Genomic DNA, 19970 nt, shown 5'->3' on the forward strand with positions numbered 1-19970 from the left:
GATTCTTTTCCACGACAAAGCCAGCTCAAAACCCAAGCGCCCTCAACACCGCCACCGTCACCACGCCCGCCGTGGCGGCGGCCAGCATCGGCAGGCGCAGGGCGGCGAGCGCCGTGACGGCGCAGGCGGCGGTTTCGGCCGGGCCCGTGGTCAGTGCCGTGGGGGCGACGACGGCCATGAGCACTGCCGGCGGCACAGTGTTCAGCGCCTGCTCCAGCTTCGGCCCCAGCGTTATGCGCCGCACCAGGAAGGCGCCGGCGAGCCGCGCGGCGAGCGTGGCTGCGGCCATGGCGAGGATCGTGGCGAGCGTTGCGGGATCGATTGTCATGCGACTTGCTCCCTGGACAGGGGGATGAAGGCGGCGGCGAGACCGGCGAGCGCGCCGGCGGCGATATACCAGGCGCCCGGCAGCAGCGCATGGACGAGGATCGAGGCGAGCGCGCTGGCGGCCAGCACCAGCCCGGTCTGCCGCCCCTTCCAGAACCCCATCAACAGCACGATGAAGACGGCGGGAAAGGCGAAGTCGAGCCCGAGCGGCCGCGTGTCGCCGATCACGGCACCGAGCAGCGCCCCGGCGGCGGTCGAGACCAGCCACATGCCGTAGAAGGGCAGAGACAGGCCGAAATAGAAGGCGGGCGTCAGCTTCTGGCGCCGGCTGCGGGCCTCGGCCAGCGCCCAGTTCTCATCCGCCATGATGGCGAAGGCAGCAAGCTTCTGCGCGGGCGCAAAATCCGCCACCGCCCGCTCCAGCGAGGCGCTCATCAGAATCAGCCGGAGATTGACCAGAAGGGCGGCGAAGCCGAGGGCGGCCCAGGCCGGCGGGTCGGTCCACAGATCCATGGCCACGAATTGCGAGCCGCCAGCAAAGACCAGCGCGCTCATCGCCATGGCCTCCAGCGGCGACAGGCCCTTGCCCACCGCCACCGCGCCGAAGACCAGCCCGATGGGGGCCACGGCCACCAGCATGGGCAGGATCGTCTTCAGTCCCGCGACGATATCGCCGCCTGCTCTTGTCGTTTGATCTGTCGTCTGCCTTGCCGTCTGCATCGGGCCCTCCATTCGCGGGGAGGAGGATTAGCCGGAGAGGCGGTCGATGGTCTTGAAGGAAAGTGACGTTGCGCGTCTGGACCGGCAGGCGCCTAGAGCATCGGACCGAAAAGTGGGAACCGGTTTTCGGAAAAATCCGATGCAAAAACAAAAAATTAGAGCATCGGACTGCGTACGATTTTCAGTCTGATGCTCTAAGCGCATCAAACCGATGCCCTGGCCTATCCCGCCCGGTAGACCGCCGGCGTCAGCCCCGTGCGCGCCTTGAACTGGCGGGTGAGATGCGCCTGATCGGCGAAACCGCAGGCCAGCGCGGTTTCCAAAGGCGTGGTGCCTTCACCCAGCAGGCGCCGGGCCAGCCGGATGCGCAGATCGGTCTGATAGGCATGGGGCGTGATGAAATAGTGCCGGCGGAAGGCGCGGATGAGATGGGCGCGGCTGAGGCCGGCCGTGGCCGCCAGCGCTTCCAGCCCGATCTCCTCGGTGAAATGTGCGGCGATATAGTCACGCGCCCGCGCCACCGCCACGGGCTCGGCGCCGCCCGATGGCGTCAGCACCGCGCTGCCATGGCGGGCGAAGGTGGAAAGCAGCACGCTGTAGAGGCTCTCCTCCCCCTCCAGCGCGCTCGCGCCGGCTTCCAGCGCCTGATGCGCTCGGTTGAAGGCCGCCGCGAGCGGTGCGTCGGTGAGAAGCTGGCGGCTGAAGCTCGGCGTGCCGGCAAAGGCCTTGCCCGTGGCCTCCTCCAGGATGGTGGAGAAAAAGCGGGCATCGGGATAGATCATGCGGTAGCGATAGCCGCCCTCGCTGCCCGGCTGGCCGTCATGCGTCTCGCCGGGATTGATGAGGTAGAGCGCGCCCGGTCCCGTCGCCTCGCGCTCCCCGCGGATCATCGCCACTTGCGATCCCGCCTCGATGGCGCCGATGGAAAAGGTATCGTGGGCATGCGGCGGGAATTCATGGGTGACGAAGGTCGCGGCCATGCATTCCATATTGCCGAATCGCGGATCGCGCCAGAAGCGGGCCTGCTCCTGACCGGACGGGGGCCGCTGATGGGTGGCCTGCTCCTGGGAAACGCTGTGCATGACGAGAGATTATCGCGTCATCGCATAGGCGTCTTGAACAAAAGTGATAAAGCAGAACCATGGCGGCCGGAGAGGCCGCGCCGTCCGCATGATCTTGAAAGGGCATTCAGCATGACCGACGCCTTTTTCCCCAGCGACGACGACGCCGGCTTCGACGAGGATGGCTTCGATGCCGCCTGCCTGCGCGCCACCATCGATCTCGGCGCGATCAAGGCCAACTGGCTGGAGATGCAGCGCCTGTCCGGCCGCGCGCGCACGGCCGCCGTGGTCAAGGCCAACGCCTATGGCATGGGCATCGAGCCCGTGGCCGAAACGCTCTATGCCGCAGGCGCGCGCGATTTCTTCGTCGCCACGGCGCAGGAGGGCGCTGAGCTCAGGCCGTTTGCGCCCGATGCCCGCATCTTCGTGCTCTCGGGCCTTTGGCCAGGGCTGGAGCCGGTCTTCTTCGATTACGAGCTGGTGCCCGTCATCAATTCGGAAGAGCAGCTCGCCTTCTTCATGGCCCTGCTGGCAGAGCATGGGGAATATCCCTGCGCCCTTCATGTCGACACCGGCATGACCCGTTTGGGACTTTCCCCCGAAGAGGCGCTGGCGCTCGCAGACGACCCCGCGCGCCCGGCGAGCTTCTCGCCCGTGCTGGTCATGAGCCACCTCGCCTGCGCCGACACGCCGGACCATCCGCTGAACGCCCGCCAGCTCGCCCTCTTCCGCCAGGTGACAGAAGCTTTTGACGGCGTCGAGGCGAGTCTGGCCAATTCCGCCGGTGTACATCTCGGCCCCGACTATCATTTCGACCTGACCCGTCCCGGGATCGCCACTTATGGCGGCCAGGCGGTCAACGGGGCGACCAACGCCATGGTGCCTGTCGTCACCGCCGAGGCACGCATCCTGCAAATCCGCGCGGCGAAAGCGGGCGAAAGCGTCAGCTATGGCGCGGCGGCAATTCTGGCGCGCGACAGCCGCATCGCCATCGTCGGCGCCGGCTATGCCGATGGCTTTCACCGCAGCGGATCGAGCGCCGGCGTGCCGCTGCGCGGCGCGCTGGAACAGGGCGCACATGGCGTTCTGCACGGCCGGCGCGTGCCCCAGATCGGGCGCATCACCATGGATCTGACCATGTTCGACGTGACCGACGTGCCGGGCGCGCGGGCCGGCGACTATGTCGAGCTCTTCGGCCCCAATCTTTCGATCACCCAGGCGGCCGCCGCCGCCGGAACGATCGACTACGAACTCCTGACCAGTCTCGGCCATCGCTATGACAGGCTCTATCTCGACCCCGAGGACTGAGCGCGGCGAACGGGTCTCACGAGGTAGCGATTGCCGCTTGGAAAGGCGGCAATCTTGCTCTAAATGAGAACAAAAGGAGATCGCGTGATCTGCGGCTTCCCTCGTTCGTTCCCTGCCGCGGCCGCATACCCCCAGTCTTCGAGGGCAAGCGCCGGCATTCTTGAAAGCCCAGCATCGCCATGGCGAAAGCCCGCCCCTCCTTCATCTGTCAGAACTGCGGCACCGTTCACTCGCGCTGGGTGGGAAAATGCGAGGGCTGCGGCCAGTGGAACACGGTGATCGAGGAGGATCCGACCGCCGGCATCGGCGGCGGCCCGGGCAAGATGCCGAAGAAGGGTCGCCCCGTGGCGCTGACCACGCTGGACGGCGAGGCGGAAGATGCGCCGCGCGTCGCCACAGGCATTTCCGAGCTCGACCGGGCCACCGGCGGCGGCTTCGTGCGCGGCTCGGCGGTGCTGATCGGCGGCGATCCCGGCATCGGCAAGTCCACCGTCCTGATGCAGGCGGCCGCAGCCCTTGCCCGCCAGGGCCACCGAATCATCTATGTCTCGGGCGAGGAGGCGGTGGCGCAGGTGCGCCTGCGGGCCCAGCGCCTGGGCGCGGCCGACAGCAGCGTGCTGCTGGCCGCCGAAACCAATGTCGAGGACATTCTCGCCACCCTGTCGGACGGCAAGCGGCCCGATCTGGTCATTATCGATTCGATCCAGACGCTGTGGAGCGACATCGTTGACAGCGCGCCGGGCACGGTCACCCAGGTGCGCACCGGGGTTCAGGCGATGATCCGCTTCGCCAAGCAGACCGGGGCGACGGTGGTGCTGGTCGGCCATGTGACCAAGGAGGGCCAGATCGCCGGCCCCCGGGTGGTCGAGCACATGGTCGATGCCGTGCTCTATTTCGAGGGCGATCGCGGCCATCATTACCGCATCCTGCGCACGGTGAAGAACCGTTTCGGCCCGACGGACGAGATCGGCGTGTTCGAGATGAGCGATCGGGGCCTGCGCGAGGTGACCAACCCGTCCGAGCTGTTCCTGGGCGAGCGCAATGCCAAGGCGCCGGGCGCCGCCGTCTTTGCCGGCATGGAAGGCACGCGGCCGGTGCTGGTCGAGGTGCAGGCGCTGGTGGCGCCCACCTCGCTCGGCACGCCGCGCCGCGCGGTGGTCGGCTGGGACTCGGCGCGCCTGTCGATGATCCTCGCCGTGCTCGAGGCCCATTGCGGTGTCCGGCTCGGCAGCCATGATGTCTATCTCAATGTCGCCGGTGGATACCGCATCGCTGAGCCGGCGGCCGACCTTGCCGTCGCATCCGCACTGGTTTCGTCGCTTGCCGGTCTTGCCCTTCCTCCGGATTGCGTTTATTTCGGCGAAGTCAGCCTGTCGGGGGCCATCCGGCCGGTTGCGCAGACCGGACAGCGCCTGAAGGAAGCCGAAAAGCTCGGCTTTTCACAGGCCGTCCTGCCCTCAGCCTCCGCCGACCTGCCGAAGGGTTCCGGCCAGCGCTGGAGCGAGATGGAGAGCCTGCCGGACCTCGTGGCCAAGATTGCCGGATCGCGCGCCGCGCTGACACCGGCGGAAGACGACTGACAGAGCCGGCGGCGCGCTTCTTCGGGCGCTGCAGCCGTTTTTGAGATTGCAGGAAGGGGCCGTGGCCGGGATTGTCCGCCGCGGCCTGTTGCGTCTGGCCAGCAAGATCCGATCAGGATCGGCCGGAAGACAGAGATGGATCGGCGCGGTCGCAAGCTCCCCGGGGAGATGCCGGCCGGCGCCGTGGGGGCCGCCGGACCTGTTCGGACTGCCGCCGGAAGCGTTCGGAGTAAGGAGCATCATGGCCATCACCATTCTCGACGGCATCGTTCTGGGCGTCGCCCTGTTTTCAGCGGTGCTCGCCATGGTGCGCGGCTTCTCGCGCGAGGTCCTGTCCGTCGCCAGCTGGGTCGCCGCCGCTGGCGCGGCCTATTACCTGCACCCCTATCTCGTGCCCTATGCCAAGCAATATACCGAAAGCGCGACCATCGCGCTGGTCGGCGCGGCCGGCGTCATCTTCCTGGTGGCGCTGATCATCGTGTCCTTCATCACCATGCGCATTGCCGATTTCATCATCGACAGCCGCATCGGCGCGCTGGACCGCACGCTCGGCTTCGTCTTCGGCGCCGCGCGCGGCGTGCTGCTGATCGTGGTGGCCATGCTGTTCTTCAACTGGCTGGTCAAGCCGGAGCAGCAGCCGGCCTGGATCCTGCAGGCCAAGTCCAAGCCCGTTCTCGACAATCTCGGTGCCAAGCTGGTAGCGCTGCTGCCGGAAAACATTGCCGAGGACGTGCGCCAGCGCCTGACCGGCGCCGGCCGTGGCGAGAACGATGCGCCCGCCGTCGAGCAGCCGCCGCAGGACGACGCCCCGGCAACCGAGCCCCGCTCGAACAATGGCGGCTGATGGGCGCGCGACAACAGCCGCGCGTCGCCGGATGACGGGTTAACGGCGCCTCTTTAAGCCAATGGCTTGAAGATCGCTGACGCCGATACGACATGCGCGCCGCAGGCCCTTGTTTCGGCACAATCGCCACGGCAAGACTGAAGAGAGAGTTTTGCACGATCTGCCAAAGGCGCCCTTGCCACGGTCCTCCACCGTGATGGGCGCCGATGGCATTTGAGGATCCCGCCAGGACCTTCCCCGCGAGAGGCCGGCGTTCGCATCGCAAGTTCTGTTCGCGACGGAAGGCCCGACGACCATGACCGATCACCACAGCGCAACCTGGAATGACGAGCTCGACGGCGACACGCTGCACGAGGAATGCGGGGTTTTCGGCATTCTCGGGCATGAGGACGCGGCGACGCTGACTGCGCTCGGCCTGCACGCGCTGCAGCATCGCGGCCAGGAAGCCGCGGGGATCGTCACCTTCGACGGGCGGCAGTTCTACACCGAAAAGCGCATGGGCCTCGTCGGCGATCACTATACCGACCCGGCCATCCTCGCCAAGCTGCCCGGTTTCATCGGCATGGGCCACACCCGCTACTCGACCACGGGCGAAGTGGCGCTGCGCAACGTGCAGCCGCTCTTTGCCGAACTCGAGGTCGGTGGCATCGCCATTGCCCATAACGGCAACCTGACCAACGGGCTGACGCTGCGCCGCCAGTTGATCGCCGATGGCGCGATCTGTCAGTCCACCTCCGACACCGAAGTCGTGCTGCACCTGATCGCCCGCTCCAAGCAGGTCGGCTCGGGCGAGCGCTTCATCGACGCGATTTCCCAGATCGAGGGCGGCTATTCCATGCTCGCCATCACCCGCACCAAGCTGATGGCGGCGCGCGACCCCCATGGCATCCGCCCGCTGGTCATGGGCGAGCTCGACGGCAAGCCGATCTTCTGTTCGGAAACCTGCGCGCTCGACATTATCGGCGCCAAATTCGTGCGCGATGTCGAGAATGGCGAAGTGATCATCTGCGAGATCCAGCCCGACGGCTCGATCTCGATCGAATCGCGCAAGGCGGAAAAGCCGCAGGCCGAGCGGCTCTGCCTGTTCGAATATGTCTATTTCGCCCGGCCGGATTCGGTCGTCGGCGGCCGCAACGTCTATGTGGCGCGCAAGAACATGGGCATCAATCTCGCCCGCGAAAAGCCTGTCGAGGCCGATGTCGTCGTGCCGGTGCCGGATGGCGGCACGCCGGCGGCGATCGGCTTCGCCCAGGAAAGCGGCATTCCCTTCGAGCTCGGCATCATCCGCAACCATTATGTCGGCCGCACCTTCATCGAGCCGACGCAGCAGATCCGCGCCTTCGGCGTCAAGCTCAAGCATTCGGCCAACCGGGCGATGATCGAGGGCAAGCGCGTGGTGCTGATCGACGATTCGATCGTGCGCGGCACCACTTCGGTCAAGATCGTGCAGATGATGCGCGAGGCCGGCGCGCGCGAGGTGCATATCCGCGTGGCGAGCCCGATGATCTACCATCCCGACTTCTACGGCATCGACACGCCAGACGCCGACAAGCTGCTGGCCAACCAGCATGCCGACCTCGCCTCCATGTGCGCTTATATCGGCGCCGACAGCCTGGAATTCCTGTCGATCGATGGTCTCTATGAAGCCGTCGGCGGCGCGCCGCGCGATGCCGCCAAGCCGCAATTCACCGACCATTACTTCACCGGCGAATATCCGACCCGCCTGATCGACCAGGAAGCGGCCAACAATGTGCGCAAGCTTTCGGTCATGGCGAGCAACGGGTAAAGCGGGATGACCACTCTTCAAGGACGGATCGCGCTGGTCACCGGCGCTTCGCGCGGCATCGGCTATTTCACGGCGCTGGCGCTCGGCAAGGCCGGCGCCCATGTGGTGGCCTGCGCCCGCACCATTGGCGGGCTGGAAGAGCTTGACGACGCCATCCGCCAGGCCGGCGGCTCGGGCGCCACCCTCGTGCCCTTCGACCTGACCGACATGGCCGCGATCGACCGGCTGGGTGCGGCGATCAACGAGCGCTGGGGCCAGCTCGACATTCTCGTCGCCAATGCCGGCATCCTCGGTACGATCTCGCCGATCGGCCATGTCGAGGCCAAGGTGTTCGAGCAGGTGATGGCGATCAACGTCACCGCCACCTGGCGGCTGATCCGCTCGGTCGAGCCGGTCCTGTTGAAATCCGACCAGGGCCGCGCGCTGATCCTCTCCTCGAGTGCCGCGCATAAGTGCCGCCCCTTCTGGGGGCCCTATTCCGCCTCGAAGGCGGCAGTGGAAGCGCTCGCCCGCACCTGGGCCGGCGAGACCCAGCGCCTGCCCCTGCGCATCCTCTCCGTCGATCCCGGCGGCACGCGCACCGCCATGCGGGCCCAGGCCATGCCCGGCGAGGATCCCTCGACCGTGCCCCACCCTTCCGAGATCGCCGAGGCGCTGCTGCCGCTGTGCGGAGCCGGACAGACGGAGACGGGCAAGCTCTTCCAAGTGCGCGAGCGCAAGATCGTGGATTACCGGATGCCGGAGTGAGGGGTCGATGCAGGGCCGTTTGGAGCTCTCTCGCCCGACCGCTCAGGCGTCCTCTTGTACGTCCCAAGGCGAGATCAGCGTCAGTCTTGTTGTGCGGAAATCCTTGAGATTGCGCGTTGCCAGCTGGCCGTTATTCACCCGGGCAATAGCCGCAATCATCCCGTCGGGCACCGACATGCCCTGCCCGCTCCGGGCAGCCTCGGCCATGATCTCGCCATAAGCCAGGGCAGCCTCTTCGGTCAGATCGAAAATGCGGTTCCGGAAGCGGCGGCACCACTCCTGCAGCCCCTGCTGCAATCGCGTCGCGCGCTGGTCTGGCCGGATCTTCTCGATCCCAAAGGCAATCTCGGCAATGACAACGCTCGAAAGTGCAAGTTCAGCGTCATGTCGAACGAGCCAAGCAATGACCGCCTCCTCCGGCTGCTTCCGCAGGCTTTCCGAGACGACATTGGTGTCCAGAAAGATCAAAGATCGACACCTGCGTGCGGAGCACGGCCGTCCTGAATGACGGCGTCAAGATCCAGATCCGTACCGCATCGCTCGGCAATCCTCTGGTAGAAGGCGGCCGCCGGCTCGTGCGTGTCTCTACGGCTCTCATAGGCTTCGAGCGCCCGCTCGACGACCTCCATGACGGAGAGGTTTTCGCGGCGCGCCAGCCTGTTGGCGAGATCCTGCGCCTTCCGGCTGGGAATGGAAAACTGCGGCTCTGCCATCTGTGCCTCCAGTTCTCAAAAGATAGGTCGCGCGGGCGAAATCATCAAGAGATCTTGCCGGTCTCCTCTTCCGACACCCTCGTCTCCTCGCGGACCGGCTCCTCCTCAACCGTCTTCACCGGATGCGGCCAGTCGCCATATTTGCGCTGCCAGGCCCGCATGCCGAAGGGCAGCGTCAGGAGATAGCCGACGGCGGTGAAGGCCATGGTCTCCCAGGTGAAGCTCATCAGCGTGGCGACATAGAGCACCACTGCGAGGATGACGGGGAGCACCAGGTCGCGACGCACCCGGTTTTCCGACTTGCCGGACCAGACGGGAACGCGGCTGACCAGGAGAAAGCCGATGAACACGGTGTAGATCGCCGCGAAAACCGCGAAGGTCCGGCTCGGCTCCAGCCCGAGAAGGCCGAGATAGACCGGCAGCAGCACCAGCATGGCGCCGGCCGGGGCCGGCACGCCGACGAAATATTCCGATTGCCAGGGCGCCTTGATGTCGCGGTCGGCCATGACGTTAAAGCGGGCGAGCCTGAGGCCGGCGGCGATCACATAGACCAGCGCAGCGATCCAGCCGAGTGAGGGCGCCTTGTCCAGCACGAAGGCGAAGAGCACGAAGGCTGGCGCGACGCCGAAATTGACGATATCGGCGAGCGAATCCATCTGCACGCCGAATTTCGACGTGGCTTTCAGCAGGCGCGCCACCCGGCCGTCGATGCCATCGAGAAAGGCGGCGAGCAGCACCATGCCGACCGCCAGCTCGAACCGGTCGTCAAAGGCCATGCGCACGCCCGTCAGGCCGGCGCAGATCGCCAGAACGGTGATCAGATTGGGCACCAGCATGCGCAGCGGGATCTCGCGCAGACGCGGCCCCCGCGCCTCGTCGTTCGGGCCATTGGGCTCAAAGGAAGGGAACGGGGTGGTTTCCATCGGCAGGGCGCCCTTTCAATCTCATGGGTACGGGGTGCTTATGGGTTCGGGATTGCGGCGGAACGCGGCGATCGAATGTGGATCGCCGGCCAGACACGCCGTTCTGCGCTGACACAGGCGGGGCGCAAGCGAAATTCACTGCGCCCCTTTTTGGGAATGCTTCTGCCGTCTTTTCGTTTCAGCCCGGCGGATCAGCCGCGGCGGCTGATCACCGGCCCTTTGTCCGTGGCGAATTCCGCCAGAACGGTTTCGCCGGCGATCGCGGTCTGGCCGAGGCTGACGCGCGCGCGCGCGCCGGCGGGCAGGAACACGTCGAGGCGGGAGCCGAAGCGGATCAGGCCGAAGCGCTCGCCCGGCTGCAGCCTCTCACCGGTCTGCGACCAGCAGATGATGCGCCGCGCGACCAGCCCTGCGATCTGCACCACGCCGATTTCGCCATGCGCGGTGTCGATGACCAGCCCGTTGCGCTCATTGTCATGGCTGGCCTTGTCGAGCTCGGCATTGACGAACTGGCCCTTACGATAGGCGATGCGGGCGATGCGGCCCGCCATGGGCGCGCGGTTCACATGGCAGTTGAACACATTCATGAAGACGGAGATACGCAGCATCGGCTCGGCGCCCAGCCCCAGCTCGGCCGGCGGCACGATTTCGGCGATCGAGGAGACGCGGCCATCGGCCGGGCTGATCACCAGATCGTCATCGAGCGGGGTGACGCGCACCGGATCGCGAAAGAAATAGATGCACCAGAGGGTCAGCACGAAGCCGATCCACATCAGCGGTTTCCAGAAAAGCCCGAGCAGCAGCGAGACCACGAAGAAGATCGCGATGAAGGGATAGCCCGCCTTGTGGATCGGCACCAGCGTGTTGCGAATGGATGTGGTCAGGCTCATTCAGGCGTTTCTCCCGGCGTTTCTTTCGTCTGACTTAGAGCGAAAGGCCGCCGGGAGCAACAGAGCACGGGCGGAAGCAGTGCGCGGGCCGTTTTCTCGCCGCCCTCAAAGCGCGGTTCACCGCGCCGAAGGGCCGCGCACGACCACGCCGAGATCGTCGTTTTCCACCACCTGCTTCAGATGTTCCTCCGCCTGGGTGGCCTCGCGCTGGCGGTTCCACATGGAGGCGTAGAGGCCGCCCGCGGCGATCAGCGCGGCGTGGTTGCCCCGCTCGGCAATCACGCCGTCGCGCAGCACGATGATCTCGTCGGCATGGATCACCGTCGACAGGCGGTGGGCGATGACCAGCGTGGTGCGGTCCTTCGAGACGATATCGAGCGCCGCCTGGATTTCCTGTTCGGTGCGGGTATCGAGTGCAGAGGTCGCCTCGTCGAGGATCAGGATCGGCGGGCTTTTCAGGATGGTGCGGGCGATTGCCACGCGCTGCTTCTCCCCGCCCGAGAGCTTCAGGCCGCGCTCGCCGACCATGGCCGAGAAGCCTTTGGGCAGCGCGCGGATGAAGCCGCCGATCTGGGCGATGTCGGCCGCCTGCTCCACCTCGGCCTCGCTCGCACCGATCCGGCCATAGCGGATGTTGTAGGCGATGGTGTCGTTGAACAGCACCGTGTCCTGCGGCACCATGCCGATCACCGCGCGCAGGCTCTTCTGCGTTACCTGGCGCACATCCTGCCCGTCGATGGTGATGGAGCCGGATTGCGCATCATAGAAGCGGTAGAGCAGGCGCGAAAGCGTCGACTTGCCCGCGCCCGAGGGGCCGACGACCGCCACCGTCTTGCCGGCCGGCACCTCGAAGGAGACCCCTTTCAGGATCGGCCGGTCGGCATCATAGGCGAAATGGACATTGTCGAAGCGGATGGCGCCGCGCTCGATGGCGAGCGACGGCGCGCCGGGACAGTCCACCACCTCCGGCTGGACTTCCAGGAGATCGAACATCTGCTCGATATCGGTCAGGCCCTGGCGGATTTCGCGGTAGACGAAACCGATGAAGTTCAGCGGGATGGAAAGCTGCATCAGCATGGCGTTGATGAAGACGAAATCGCCGAGCGTCTGCTCGCCCCGCTGCACGGCCATCGCCGACATCACCATCATCACCGCTGTGCCCGCGCCGAAGATCAGCGCCTGGCCGAAGTTCAGCCAGCCGAGCGAGGTCCAGACCTCCGTCGCCGCCTTTTCGTAGCGCGCCATCGACTGGTCGAAGCGGCGGGCCTCCATCTCCTCATTGCCGAAATATTTGACGGTCTCGAAGTTCAAGAGCGAGTCGATCGCCTTGGTGTTGGCCTCGGTGTCGCTGTCGTTCATCTGGCGGCGGATGGAGATGCGCCAGTCGCTGGCCTTTACCGTGAACCAGATATAGAGCCAGACCGTGACGGCGGTGACGAGCAGATATTGCAGGCCATAGCCCCACCAGAAGACGATGGCGGTCAGCAGGAACTCGATCAGCGTCGGGATGGAGTTGAGAATCGTGAAGCGCACGATCGTCTCGATGCCCTTGGTGCCGCGCTCGATAATGCGCGACAGGCCGCCGGTGCGCCGCTCCAGGTGGAAGCGCAGCGAGAGCTGGTGCATATGGATGAAGGTGCGCTCGGCCAGCCGGCGCACGGCATGCTGGCCGACGCTGGCAAACAGTGCATCGCGCAGCTGGTTCAGCCCCGCCTGCAGGAGGCGCGCCAGATTATAGGCGACCACCAGCGCCAGCGCGCCGGTGAGAATCGTCGGCGCGGTGCCGGAGAGATCGGCGCGGCCGTTCAGCGCATCGGTCGCCCATTTGAAGAAATAGGGCACCAGCAGCAGAACGATCTTGGCGACGAGCAGGATCACCGTCGCCCAGACCACCCGCATCTTCAAGTCGGGCCGGTCATGCGGCCACATATAGGGCCAGAGATTGCGCAGTGTGCCCAGCGGATTGCCGGAATCGGCGGAAACCAGTTTGTCTTGTCGTGCCACGGCACACCTTTTCCAGAGCATCCGACCGAAAAGCGGGAAGCGGTTTTCGGTCGGATGCAAAAACAAAAATGGAGAACGCTGCGCGGAAAATCCTGCGGCGTCGATGCTGTCTCTTTGCTGTCACGCGTCCCCATCCGCGCGCTGCCGACAAAGGCACGGATACCGTGACGCTTTCAATACGGAGCATCCTGCCTGCGATCGATAAGACCTCGGGAAAGATGATGGAGGGGCGACGCCGCAGTTGGGCAGATGCAAGCCACAAGGTGCTGGCATGCCGCTGCGCACCCCGCAGAGGCGAAAGCGCCAGGTCGATGCTTAGACCGGGACAGCCCTGCGCCCAGGCATCAGCGCGGCGACGAGAGCAGCGCCGCGCTCCGCTCAGTTGCGCTGCATCTGCTGCATGTGGCGGCGGTGGATCGCTTCGGATTCGGGATCCGGCAGCGCCTTGTCCGGCACGCCGAAGACCTGGCCGGGCAGGATTCGGTCCGGATCGTTGATCTGGTCCTCATTGGCCACATAGATGGTCGTATAGCGGACACCCGCACCATAGACACGCCGTGAAATCTGCCACAGCGTATCCCCCCGGCGGATGATCACGGAATTGCGGCTCTGCTGCAGCGGCGCCTGCTGCACCGTCGGCGGCTCGGCCGCAGCGGTTTCGGGCGGGGCCGTCTGGGGCGCAGGCGCAGCCTGTCCGCCCGCGGCGGCGCTGTCGACGCCAGCGGGCGGCACGGCGGCCATTGCCGGCTCGTCATGCAGCACCGGAGCCAGCGCCGCCTCGACCTGGGAGAGAACGGCTTTGACGGCGGCGGCTTCGCGGGCCACGGGTTTGAGGACCGCCAGCGCCTTGCCGGCGGCCTTGGCGGAGATCTGCATGCGTTCGCGCGTCGTGGCAGAGCTCGTCGGGTCGGCCTTCAGGCCCGACAGCGACCCAAGCGCGATTTCGGTCGCGGAGCGGGCGGCCGCCAGCGTATCGGCCTGCGGCGTCTGATCGCTGGCGAACAGGCCCTTCAGCAGCGCAAAGGCCTTGCGGACCTGGCCGCGCGCCATGTCCAGAAGCTGGGCGTCGGCCTCGCTGGCCGCGGCGTCGGCCGTCGGCTGGGCGACGGCAGCAACCTGCGCGCCGGCAGGGCGCTCGAAGGGAACGGAGGCACGCATGGTCACCTTTACCCCATCGGGTCCGATAAGATCGGCGCGGATGATATGGGAGCCGACCGAGAGATCGATCTGGCCATCGATGACGAAGCGACCATTGGCGCCGGCCTTGGCCTCGCCGATAAAGGTGTTGTCGGCATAGGCGCGCACCAGCGCGCCGGCCGGCGCGGTGCCGGCAACGAAGATCCGGCTACCTTCGATCTCGACCGCGGTCACGGCGATGCGCATGGCCGGAGCCGGCAGGGCGGCGGCCGGCTGAGCGGCGGCTTCCGCGGCCGGCGGCGGCGCGGCAATGGCGGGCGCGGGCGGCACGTCCGCCGCCTCGCCCGGCGCGGTGATGATGCGGCTGGCCTCGCCGGGCTTCGACACCATGGCGAGCAGCTCGCCATCAGGGGTCTTGGGCACGGAGACCGTCGCCACCTCGTTCGAGCTCTTGTCCTTGCCATCCTTGCCGGTGGCGCGCAGCGTCAGCTGGTAGTCTCCCGGTGCAAGCGGCTGGTCGAGCACGGCGGCGAAATCGCCGCTGGGGCTGACCTTGGTGGTGGTGATCACCGTGTCGCCATTGACCACCGCCAGATCGCTGCCGGGCGCAGCGCGGCCGGCAATCACGGTCGACCCGTCCCGCTCGACGCGCAGCACGTCGAAGCTTGGAATATCGGCCTGGGCCGTGTCTCCGGTTGCGGCCTGGGCAGGCGCAGCCGCGTTGTCGGGCGCGGCGGGCTGATCGGTCGCAACGGGTTTGTCGGGAGCCGGAGCGCTATCGGGAGCCGGAGACGGGGCGGAGGCTGCGGCATCGGGCACGCGCGGCTGCTTGGCGTCGGCAGCCGTCGTGGTCTCGGCCGGGCTGGACGACACTGAACTCGGCGACGCGGGCGCCGGGGCGGGCTGAGGCGTCGCGGGTTGCGGCGCGGTTTCGGCGGTTGTGGCGGAGGAAGCCGGCGCGCGCGATCCGGCGCTGTCCCTGCCGAGATTGGGCAGGACCAGGAACACCATCAACAGCGTGGCAACTGCCAGGACGACCAGCGCCACCAGTCCGGCCTTGTTCTTCATCACACTCAACTCCACCCCACGGGGCGCGGCGCCCGGCGCCTGCCCGAAAGATCCCTGCCGCCATCCGGCCAGCGCAGCCCGCCCGGCGGTTCCGGCCGGTCAAAAACCGGCCCGTTCCGCCCGCCGATCGCGCAAGCCCGGTCCTGTGCCGCGCGCCTATGGCCAGAGCCGCTGCAAGGCCCGGAATCGCAGGCAGACGGATCGCAAGCGCGGCCCTGCCGGATTACGGCATGTCCATGAAAAATTGCTAGCGATTTCCGCCTTGTTCGACAAGCGTTCCGCCATCACGCTTCTGCCCTTCCTGTCATTTTCCTTGACGCTCACGAAGGCGCGCTGTCTGCTTGGGGCATGAGTGACACGACCCTTCCGATTCGATCCGTCTGCGTCTATTGCGGCTCTCAGCCGGGACGCGATCCCATGTTCATGGCCTCTGCCCGCGAACTGGGCAAATCCATCGCCGAACATCACCTGCGCCTCGTCTATGGCGGCGGCACGCGCGGGCTCATGGGTGCGGTTGCCAGCGGCGTCCTGTCCCAGGGCGGGCGGGTGACGGGCATCATCCCGGAGTTCCTGATGGACATGGAGGCCACGCGCCATTCGCTCGGCCAGCTGAGCGAACTCGTCGTCACGCCCGACATGCATGAGCGCAAGCACAGGATGTTCGAGCGCGCCGATGCCTTCGTCGCTTTGCCCGGCGGCATCGGTACGCTGGAAGAGATTGTCGAGATCATGACCTGGGCCCAGCTCGGCCGCCATCGCAAGCCGATGGTCTTCGCCAATATCGACGGTTTCTGGGACCCGCTGACCGCGCTGATCCGTCATATGGCCGATGCCGGCTTCATCCATACCGCCCATCAGGTCCAGCCGCTGATCATCGACCGGATCGCCGACATCGTGCCGACGCTGATCCAGCACTGGGCCGGCAAGGTGGACCGCGAAGGCGAGAGCGAGATCATCGACAAGCTCTGATCGGGCTCTGGCAGGCGGTCAAATGGCGAAGGTGCCGCCTGCGCAAGGCGGCGTCTTCCTGATCTCCCGGCCTTCCGATCTCAGGATCTTCCGATCTCCGGGCCTTGCCCTGGCCGGGGCCTGCGCGCTCACCCGGCGGTGCGTCGCGCCTGGCGCGCGCTGACATACATCGAGCCGGTATAGACCGCGAGCGCGCTCCAGATCAGCGCGAAGGCCGCGAGCTTGACCAGGCCGAAGGGCTCGCCGAAGGCGAAGACGGCGATGAAGAAGATCATGGTCGGGGCGATATATTGCATGATGCCGATGGTCGACAGCTTCAGGAGCTTGGCACCATTGGCATAGAGCAGCAGCGGCACGGCGGTGACGGCGCCGCAGGCGAGCAGCAGGCCGACATCGGCAGGGCCCGTATCGCCGAAATGTCCCTGCCCCGTCGTCTCCAGCCAGAGAATATAGGCGACGGCCGGGCCGCTCAGCAGCATCACCTCCAGGAAGAACCCCTGATTGGGGCCAACCGGCAGCGTCTTACGGAAGAAGGCATAGAAGGCCCAGCTCAGCGCCAGGCAGATCGACACCCAGGGCAGGCCGCCAGCGTCGATGGTGAGGATCGCCACCGCCAGCACCGCCAGCGCGATGGCCACCATCTGCGCCCGGCTGAGCTTCTCCTTCAGCAGCACCGCGCCGAGCAGGATGGAGAGCAGCGGATTGATGTAATAGCCGAGTGCGGCCTCCAGCGCGCGGCCGGCGGCGATCGACCAGACATAGATGCCCCAGTTGACGGTGATCAGCGCGGCGGTGAGGCAGGCCATGGCCAGCATGCGCGGATTGGTCAGCGCACGCTTCAGATCCGCCGTCCGGCCCAGCCAGACGATGTAGCCACCGACGATCGGCAGGGACCAGACGACGCGGTGCGCAATGATCTCCGGCGCGGGGATATGGGCGACCGCTTTCATGAAGAAGGGCAGAAGCCCCCAGAGCAGATAGGCGATCAGGGCCAGCAGGACGCCGCGCGGACTGTCCCCGCTCTCGCTCGCCGCCGGTTTCAGGCTCTCGCCGCTCCCGAGCTCCGCCATGGTCATTCCTCCGCATCGACATGTTCTTGTTATGCGCGCGGCTTACGCCATTCCAAACGGCCGTGCCAATTCATTTGGCTGAACGGTTGAGCAGAAAATTTGAGCTTTGCCGGTTCTCGCGCGGGCGACGGCAGAACGGCCACATTTGACGGATGCAATCGCCGATGGGCGCGCTTATGCTGCACCGCCCGGCTGCAGACACGGCACGCCGCTCCCCGGCCGGTCGCATCCTGTTCGCCCTGTGGCGCAGCCGCCATGCCGCCAGATGACGCCGGCACGCCTGTTTCGAAATGGCAGAAAGGGAAACCCATGACCGCCTCCACCCTCGCCTCGCCCGCAATCCTCACGCGCCGCGCGCTGCTGGCTGGCCTTGGCGCCGCCTCCAGCCTGGTGCTGCTCCATCCCTTTGCGGCGCGCGCTGCGGCCAACCAGGCACATCTGCGCATTCTGGAGACCACGGATATCCATGTGCACGTCTACCCCTACGACTATTACGGGGACAAGCCGAACGACACGCTGGGCCTGTCGCGCACGGCCTCGCTGATCGACGCCATCCGCGCCGAAGCCGGCAACTCCTTCCTGGTCGACAATGGCGACTTCCTGCAGGGCAATCCGCTGGGCGATTACATGGCCTATCAGAAGGGCCTGAAGGAGGGCGACGTGCACCCCGTCATCCGGGCGATGAACCTGCTTGGCTATGAGGCCGGCACGCTCGGCAATCACGAGTTCAATTACGGGCTGGACTTCATGTTCAAGGCGCTTGGGGGCGCCAATTTCCCCTATGTCTGCGCCAACCTGACCAAGGGCCAGCTCGCCAGCGATCCGAAGAAGGACGATTTGTTCTTCAAGCCCTTCACCATCGTCGAGAAGACGGTGACGGACGGCGCCGGCGCCACGAGCCCCTTGAAGATCGGCCTGATCGGCTTCGTGCCGCCGCAGATCATGCTGTGGGACGCCAAGAATCTCGAAGGCAAGGCCATGACGCGCGACATCGTCGAGGCGGCGCGCGCCTGGGTGCCGGTCATGAAGGAACAGGGGGCCGATCTGATCGTCGCGCTCTCGCATTCCGGCATCGACGGCACCGGCCAGAGCGATCGCATGGAAAACGCCTCGCTCTATCTCGCCGGCGTGGACGGGATCGATGCGATCCTCACCGGCCACCAGCATCTGGTCTTCCCCGGGCCGAAGAGCTTCGATGGCATTGCCGGCGTCGATTCGGTCAAGGGCTCGCTGCAGGGCAAGCCGGCGGTCATGGCCGGCTTCTGGGGCTCGCATCTCGGCCTGATCGACCTGCTTCTCGAGCGCGACGGCAAGAGCTGGAAGGTGGTGGACTTCACCACCGAGGCGCGGCCGATCTACCATCGCGAGGACAAGAAGGTGGTGGCCGACGTGGTCGACCGCGCCGATATCCTCACCGCCGCCAAGCCGGAACACGAGGCGACGCTGACCTATGTGCGCACCCCGGTCGGCAAGAGCGCGGCGCCGCTGTACTCCTATTTCGCCCTCGTGGCAGACGACCCCTCGGTGCAGATCGTCAGCCAGGCGCAGATGTGGTATATCAAGGACATGCTGAAGGAGACGCAGTGGAAGGACTTGGCCGTCCTCTCCGCCGCCGCCCCCTTCAAGGCCGGCGGCCGCGGCGGCCCGGATTATTATACCGACGTGCCGGCAGGCGACATCGCCATCAAGAACGTCGCCGATCTCTATCTCTACCCGAACACGGTGCAGGCGGTGAAGATCAACGGCGCGCAGGTGAAGGACTGGCTGGAAATGTCGGCCGGCCTGTTCAACCAGCTGAAGCCGGGCGAGAAGGACCAGCCGCTGATCGCCGCCGGCTTCCCCTCCTATAATTTCGACGTGATCGACGGCGTGACCTACGAGATCGACCTGTCGCAGCCGGCCCGCTTCGACAATGACGGCAAGCTCGTCCATCCCGAGGCCAACCGCATCGTCGATCTCAAATTTGGCGGCAAGCCGATCGATCCGGCACAAGACTTCGTGGTGGCCACCAACAATTACCGCGCCGGCGGCGGCGGCAAGTTCCCGGCGATCGCCGCCGACAAGGTGATCTTCGCCGCCCCCGACACCAACCGCGACGTGATCGTGCGCTACATCCACGACCAGGGCACGATCAACCCCTCGGCCGACGACAATTGGCGCATCGAGGCCCTGCCCGGCACCACGGCCACCTTCGAAAGCGGCCCGAAGGCGCGCGGCCTGATCGCCACGGTCAAGGGCGCAAAGATCGAGGATGCCGGCGACGGTGCTGAGGGCTTCGCGAAGTTCCGGCTGGTGCTTTGACGCGCCCGGGAACTGGAGGTCGATCGGGATCCTCGGCTCAAGGCCGAGGATGACCTCGCAGGTGGGGCAATGCGTGTGGAGACGGTGCATCAGCGAATGTCAGGCCGCGGGCCATCGGGAAGCCGGCTGTCAGCGCCCGCTTGAGGCACAAGAGCCGCTTCATCATGCCCGGACTTCGACCCGAGCATCCAACTTCTGGGGCATAGGGCTGAGGACTGTTCACAGGACAGGGCACAGGCGTTTGTACGCGGAGGTCTGCCCCCTCATCTGCCTGCCGGCATCCGACCGGGGCCGAGCCACGGGTCTCGTCCCGTCCTTCGGACCCCCACTGGGGAGAAGAGACGTGCGGCACCGTCGTTCATCCTCAACAGCACCACAGAAGGTGGTTATCCTCCTGTTTGTTGAGCGTTGGCGCCGTCCGATGCGGCTTGGTCTCTTCCCCCCAACGGGGGTCCGAAGGACGGGACGAGACCCGTGGCTCGGCCCCGGTCGGATGCCGGCAGGCAGATGAGGGGGCGTCCA

17 protein-coding genes are annotated in these 19970 nt (G+C 66.3%); 7 read left to right on the forward strand and 10 right to left on the reverse strand.

Features of this window, described 5'->3' with window-relative positions:
* Nucleotides 1-25: 25 nt before the first annotated feature.
* The 3 genes from BJF92_RS08965 to BJF92_RS08975 all read right to left on the reverse strand — a co-directional run bounded on the left by BJF92_RS08965 (nt 26) and on the right by BJF92_RS08975 (nt 2129).
* Complete coding sequence (locus BJF92_RS08965) at nt 26-328, reverse strand: AzlD family protein (RefSeq protein ID WP_075634418.1); 303 nt, start codon at nt 326-328, stop codon at nt 26-28.
* Nucleotides 325-1047: an AzlC family ABC transporter permease gene (locus BJF92_RS08970; RefSeq protein WP_075634419.1), complete on the reverse strand. Its 723-nt coding sequence runs from the start codon at nt 1045-1047 to the stop codon at nt 325-327. Before BJF92_RS08970 ends, BJF92_RS08965 begins: the two co-directional genes overlap by 4 nt.
* A gap of 221 nt (nt 1048-1268) precedes the next feature.
* On the reverse strand, nt 1269-2129 hold the full coding sequence (locus tag BJF92_RS08975) for an AraC family transcriptional regulator (protein ID WP_075634420.1): 861 nt from the start codon (nt 2127-2129) through the stop codon (nt 1269-1271).
* A 111-nt stretch (nt 2130-2240) separates the two neighbouring features.
* Between BJF92_RS08975 and alr the strand changes: the two genes are divergently transcribed.
* The 5 genes from alr to BJF92_RS09000 all read left to right on the forward strand — a co-directional run bounded on the left by alr (nt 2241) and on the right by BJF92_RS09000 (nt 8373).
* Entirely contained in the window at nt 2241-3416 is a 1176-nt protein-coding gene (gene alr / locus BJF92_RS08980) for an alanine racemase (RefSeq protein ID WP_075634421.1), read from the forward strand.
* Nucleotides 3417-3595: 179 nt separating this feature from the next.
* Entirely contained in the window at nt 3596-4996 is a 1401-nt protein-coding gene (gene radA, locus BJF92_RS08985; RefSeq protein ID WP_075634422.1) for a DNA repair protein RadA, read from the forward strand.
* A gap of 241 nt (nt 4997-5237) precedes the next feature.
* The gene (locus tag BJF92_RS08990) at nt 5238-5840 is read left to right on the forward strand and encodes a CvpA family protein (protein ID WP_075634423.1); all 603 of its coding nucleotides are present in this window, start codon (nt 5238-5240) and stop codon (nt 5838-5840) included.
* Nucleotides 5841-6135: 295 nt separating this feature from the next.
* Nucleotides 6136-7626, forward strand: a complete 1491-nt coding sequence (gene purF, locus BJF92_RS08995) for an amidophosphoribosyltransferase (protein ID WP_075634424.1) — start codon at nt 6136-6138, stop codon at nt 7624-7626.
* A gap of 6 nt (nt 7627-7632) precedes the next feature.
* On the forward strand, nt 7633-8373 hold the full coding sequence (locus tag BJF92_RS09000; protein ID WP_075634425.1) for an SDR family NAD(P)-dependent oxidoreductase: 741 nt from the start codon (nt 7633-7635) through the stop codon (nt 8371-8373).
* 42 nt (nt 8374-8415) lie between these two features.
* Here BJF92_RS09000 and BJF92_RS09005 read toward each other — a convergent pair whose 3' ends face one another.
* From BJF92_RS09005 to BJF92_RS09030, 6 genes are all read right to left on the reverse strand, one after another.
* Nucleotides 8416-8841: a type II toxin-antitoxin system VapC family toxin gene (locus BJF92_RS09005; RefSeq protein WP_075634426.1), complete on the reverse strand. Its 426-nt coding sequence runs from the start codon at nt 8839-8841 to the stop codon at nt 8416-8418.
* Entirely contained in the window at nt 8838-9086 is a 249-nt protein-coding gene (locus BJF92_RS09010) for a type II toxin-antitoxin system VapB family antitoxin (protein WP_075634427.1), read from the reverse strand. Before BJF92_RS09010 ends, BJF92_RS09005 begins: the two co-directional genes overlap by 4 nt.
* Nucleotides 9087-9130: 44 nt before the next feature.
* Nucleotides 9131-10009, reverse strand: a complete 879-nt coding sequence (pssA, locus tag BJF92_RS09015) for a CDP-diacylglycerol--serine O-phosphatidyltransferase (RefSeq protein ID WP_078057942.1) — start codon at nt 10007-10009, stop codon at nt 9131-9133.
* A gap of 191 nt (nt 10010-10200) precedes the next feature.
* The gene (locus BJF92_RS09020) at nt 10201-10899 is read right to left on the reverse strand and encodes a phosphatidylserine decarboxylase (protein WP_075634428.1); all 699 of its coding nucleotides are present in this window, start codon (nt 10897-10899) and stop codon (nt 10201-10203) included.
* Between the two features lie 117 nt (nt 10900-11016).
* Entirely contained in the window at nt 11017-12903 is a 1887-nt protein-coding gene (locus BJF92_RS09025; RefSeq protein WP_245294699.1) for an ABCB family ABC transporter ATP-binding protein/permease, read from the reverse strand.
* Between the two features lie 378 nt (nt 12904-13281).
* The gene (locus BJF92_RS09030; RefSeq protein ID WP_075634429.1) at nt 13282-15111 is read right to left on the reverse strand and encodes a LysM peptidoglycan-binding domain-containing protein; all 1830 of its coding nucleotides are present in this window, start codon (nt 15109-15111) and stop codon (nt 13282-13284) included.
* A gap of 345 nt (nt 15112-15456) precedes the next feature.
* On the opposite strand from BJF92_RS09030, the gene BJF92_RS09040 reads away from it, so the two are divergent.
* Nucleotides 15457-16077 (forward strand): LOG family protein, encoded by a 621-nt coding sequence (locus tag BJF92_RS09040; RefSeq protein WP_075634431.1) that lies wholly within the window; start codon nt 15457-15459, stop codon nt 16075-16077.
* A 128-nt stretch (nt 16078-16205) separates the two neighbouring features.
* Here the strand turns inward: BJF92_RS09040 and rarD are convergent, their stop codons facing one another.
* Nucleotides 16206-17147 (reverse strand): EamA family transporter RarD, encoded by a 942-nt coding sequence (gene rarD, locus BJF92_RS09045; RefSeq protein WP_075634432.1) that lies wholly within the window; start codon nt 17145-17147, stop codon nt 16206-16208.
* A gap of 309 nt (nt 17148-17456) precedes the next feature.
* Between rarD and BJF92_RS09050 the strand changes: the two genes are divergently transcribed.
* The gene (locus BJF92_RS09050) at nt 17457-19448 is read left to right on the forward strand and encodes a bifunctional 2',3'-cyclic-nucleotide 2'-phosphodiesterase/3'-nucleotidase (protein WP_075634433.1); all 1992 of its coding nucleotides are present in this window, start codon (nt 17457-17459) and stop codon (nt 19446-19448) included.
* Nucleotides 19449-19970: the final 522 nt, after the last annotated feature.

Source organism: Xaviernesmea rhizosphaerae, from assembly GCF_001938945.1.
GTDB lineage: Bacteria > Pseudomonadota > Alphaproteobacteria > Rhizobiales > Rhizobiaceae > Xaviernesmea > Xaviernesmea rhizosphaerae.

Coding starts and splice junctions, on each gene's coding strand:
- BJF92_RS08975 (WP_075634420.1), bottom strand. CDS start 2,129: ATGCACAGCGTTTCCCAGGAGCAGGCCACCCATCAGCGGCCCCCGTCC.
- BJF92_RS09000 (WP_075634425.1), top strand. CDS start 7,633: ATGACCACTCTTCAAGGACGGATCGCGCTGGTCACCGGCGCTTCGCGC.
- radA (WP_075634422.1), top strand. CDS start 3,596: ATGGCGAAAGCCCGCCCCTCCTTCATCTGTCAGAACTGCGGCACCGTT.
- BJF92_RS08965 (WP_075634418.1), bottom strand. CDS start 328: ATGACAATCGATCCCGCAACGCTCGCCACGATCCTCGCCATGGCCGCA.
- rarD (WP_075634432.1), bottom strand. CDS start 17,147: ATGGCGGAGCTCGGGAGCGGCGAGAGCCTGAAACCGGCGGCGAGCGAG.
- BJF92_RS08970 (WP_075634419.1), bottom strand. CDS start 1,047: ATGCAGACGGCAAGGCAGACGACAGATCAAACGACAAGAGCAGGCGGC.
- alr (WP_075634421.1), top strand. CDS start 2,241: ATGACCGACGCCTTTTTCCCCAGCGACGACGACGCCGGCTTCGACGAG.
- BJF92_RS08990 (WP_075634423.1), top strand. CDS start 5,238: ATGGCCATCACCATTCTCGACGGCATCGTTCTGGGCGTCGCCCTGTTT.
- BJF92_RS09050 (WP_075634433.1), top strand. CDS start 17,457: ATGACCGCCTCCACCCTCGCCTCGCCCGCAATCCTCACGCGCCGCGCG.
- purF (WP_075634424.1), top strand. CDS start 6,136: ATGACCGATCACCACAGCGCAACCTGGAATGACGAGCTCGACGGCGAC.
- pssA (WP_078057942.1), bottom strand. CDS start 10,009: ATGGAAACCACCCCGTTCCCTTCCTTTGAGCCCAATGGCCCGAACGAC.
- BJF92_RS09010 (WP_075634427.1), bottom strand. CDS start 9,086: ATGGCAGAGCCGCAGTTTTCCATTCCCAGCCGGAAGGCGCAGGATCTC.
- BJF92_RS09020 (WP_075634428.1), bottom strand. CDS start 10,899: ATGAGCCTGACCACATCCATTCGCAACACGCTGGTGCCGATCCACAAG.
- BJF92_RS09040 (WP_075634431.1), top strand. CDS start 15,457: ATGAGTGACACGACCCTTCCGATTCGATCCGTCTGCGTCTATTGCGGC.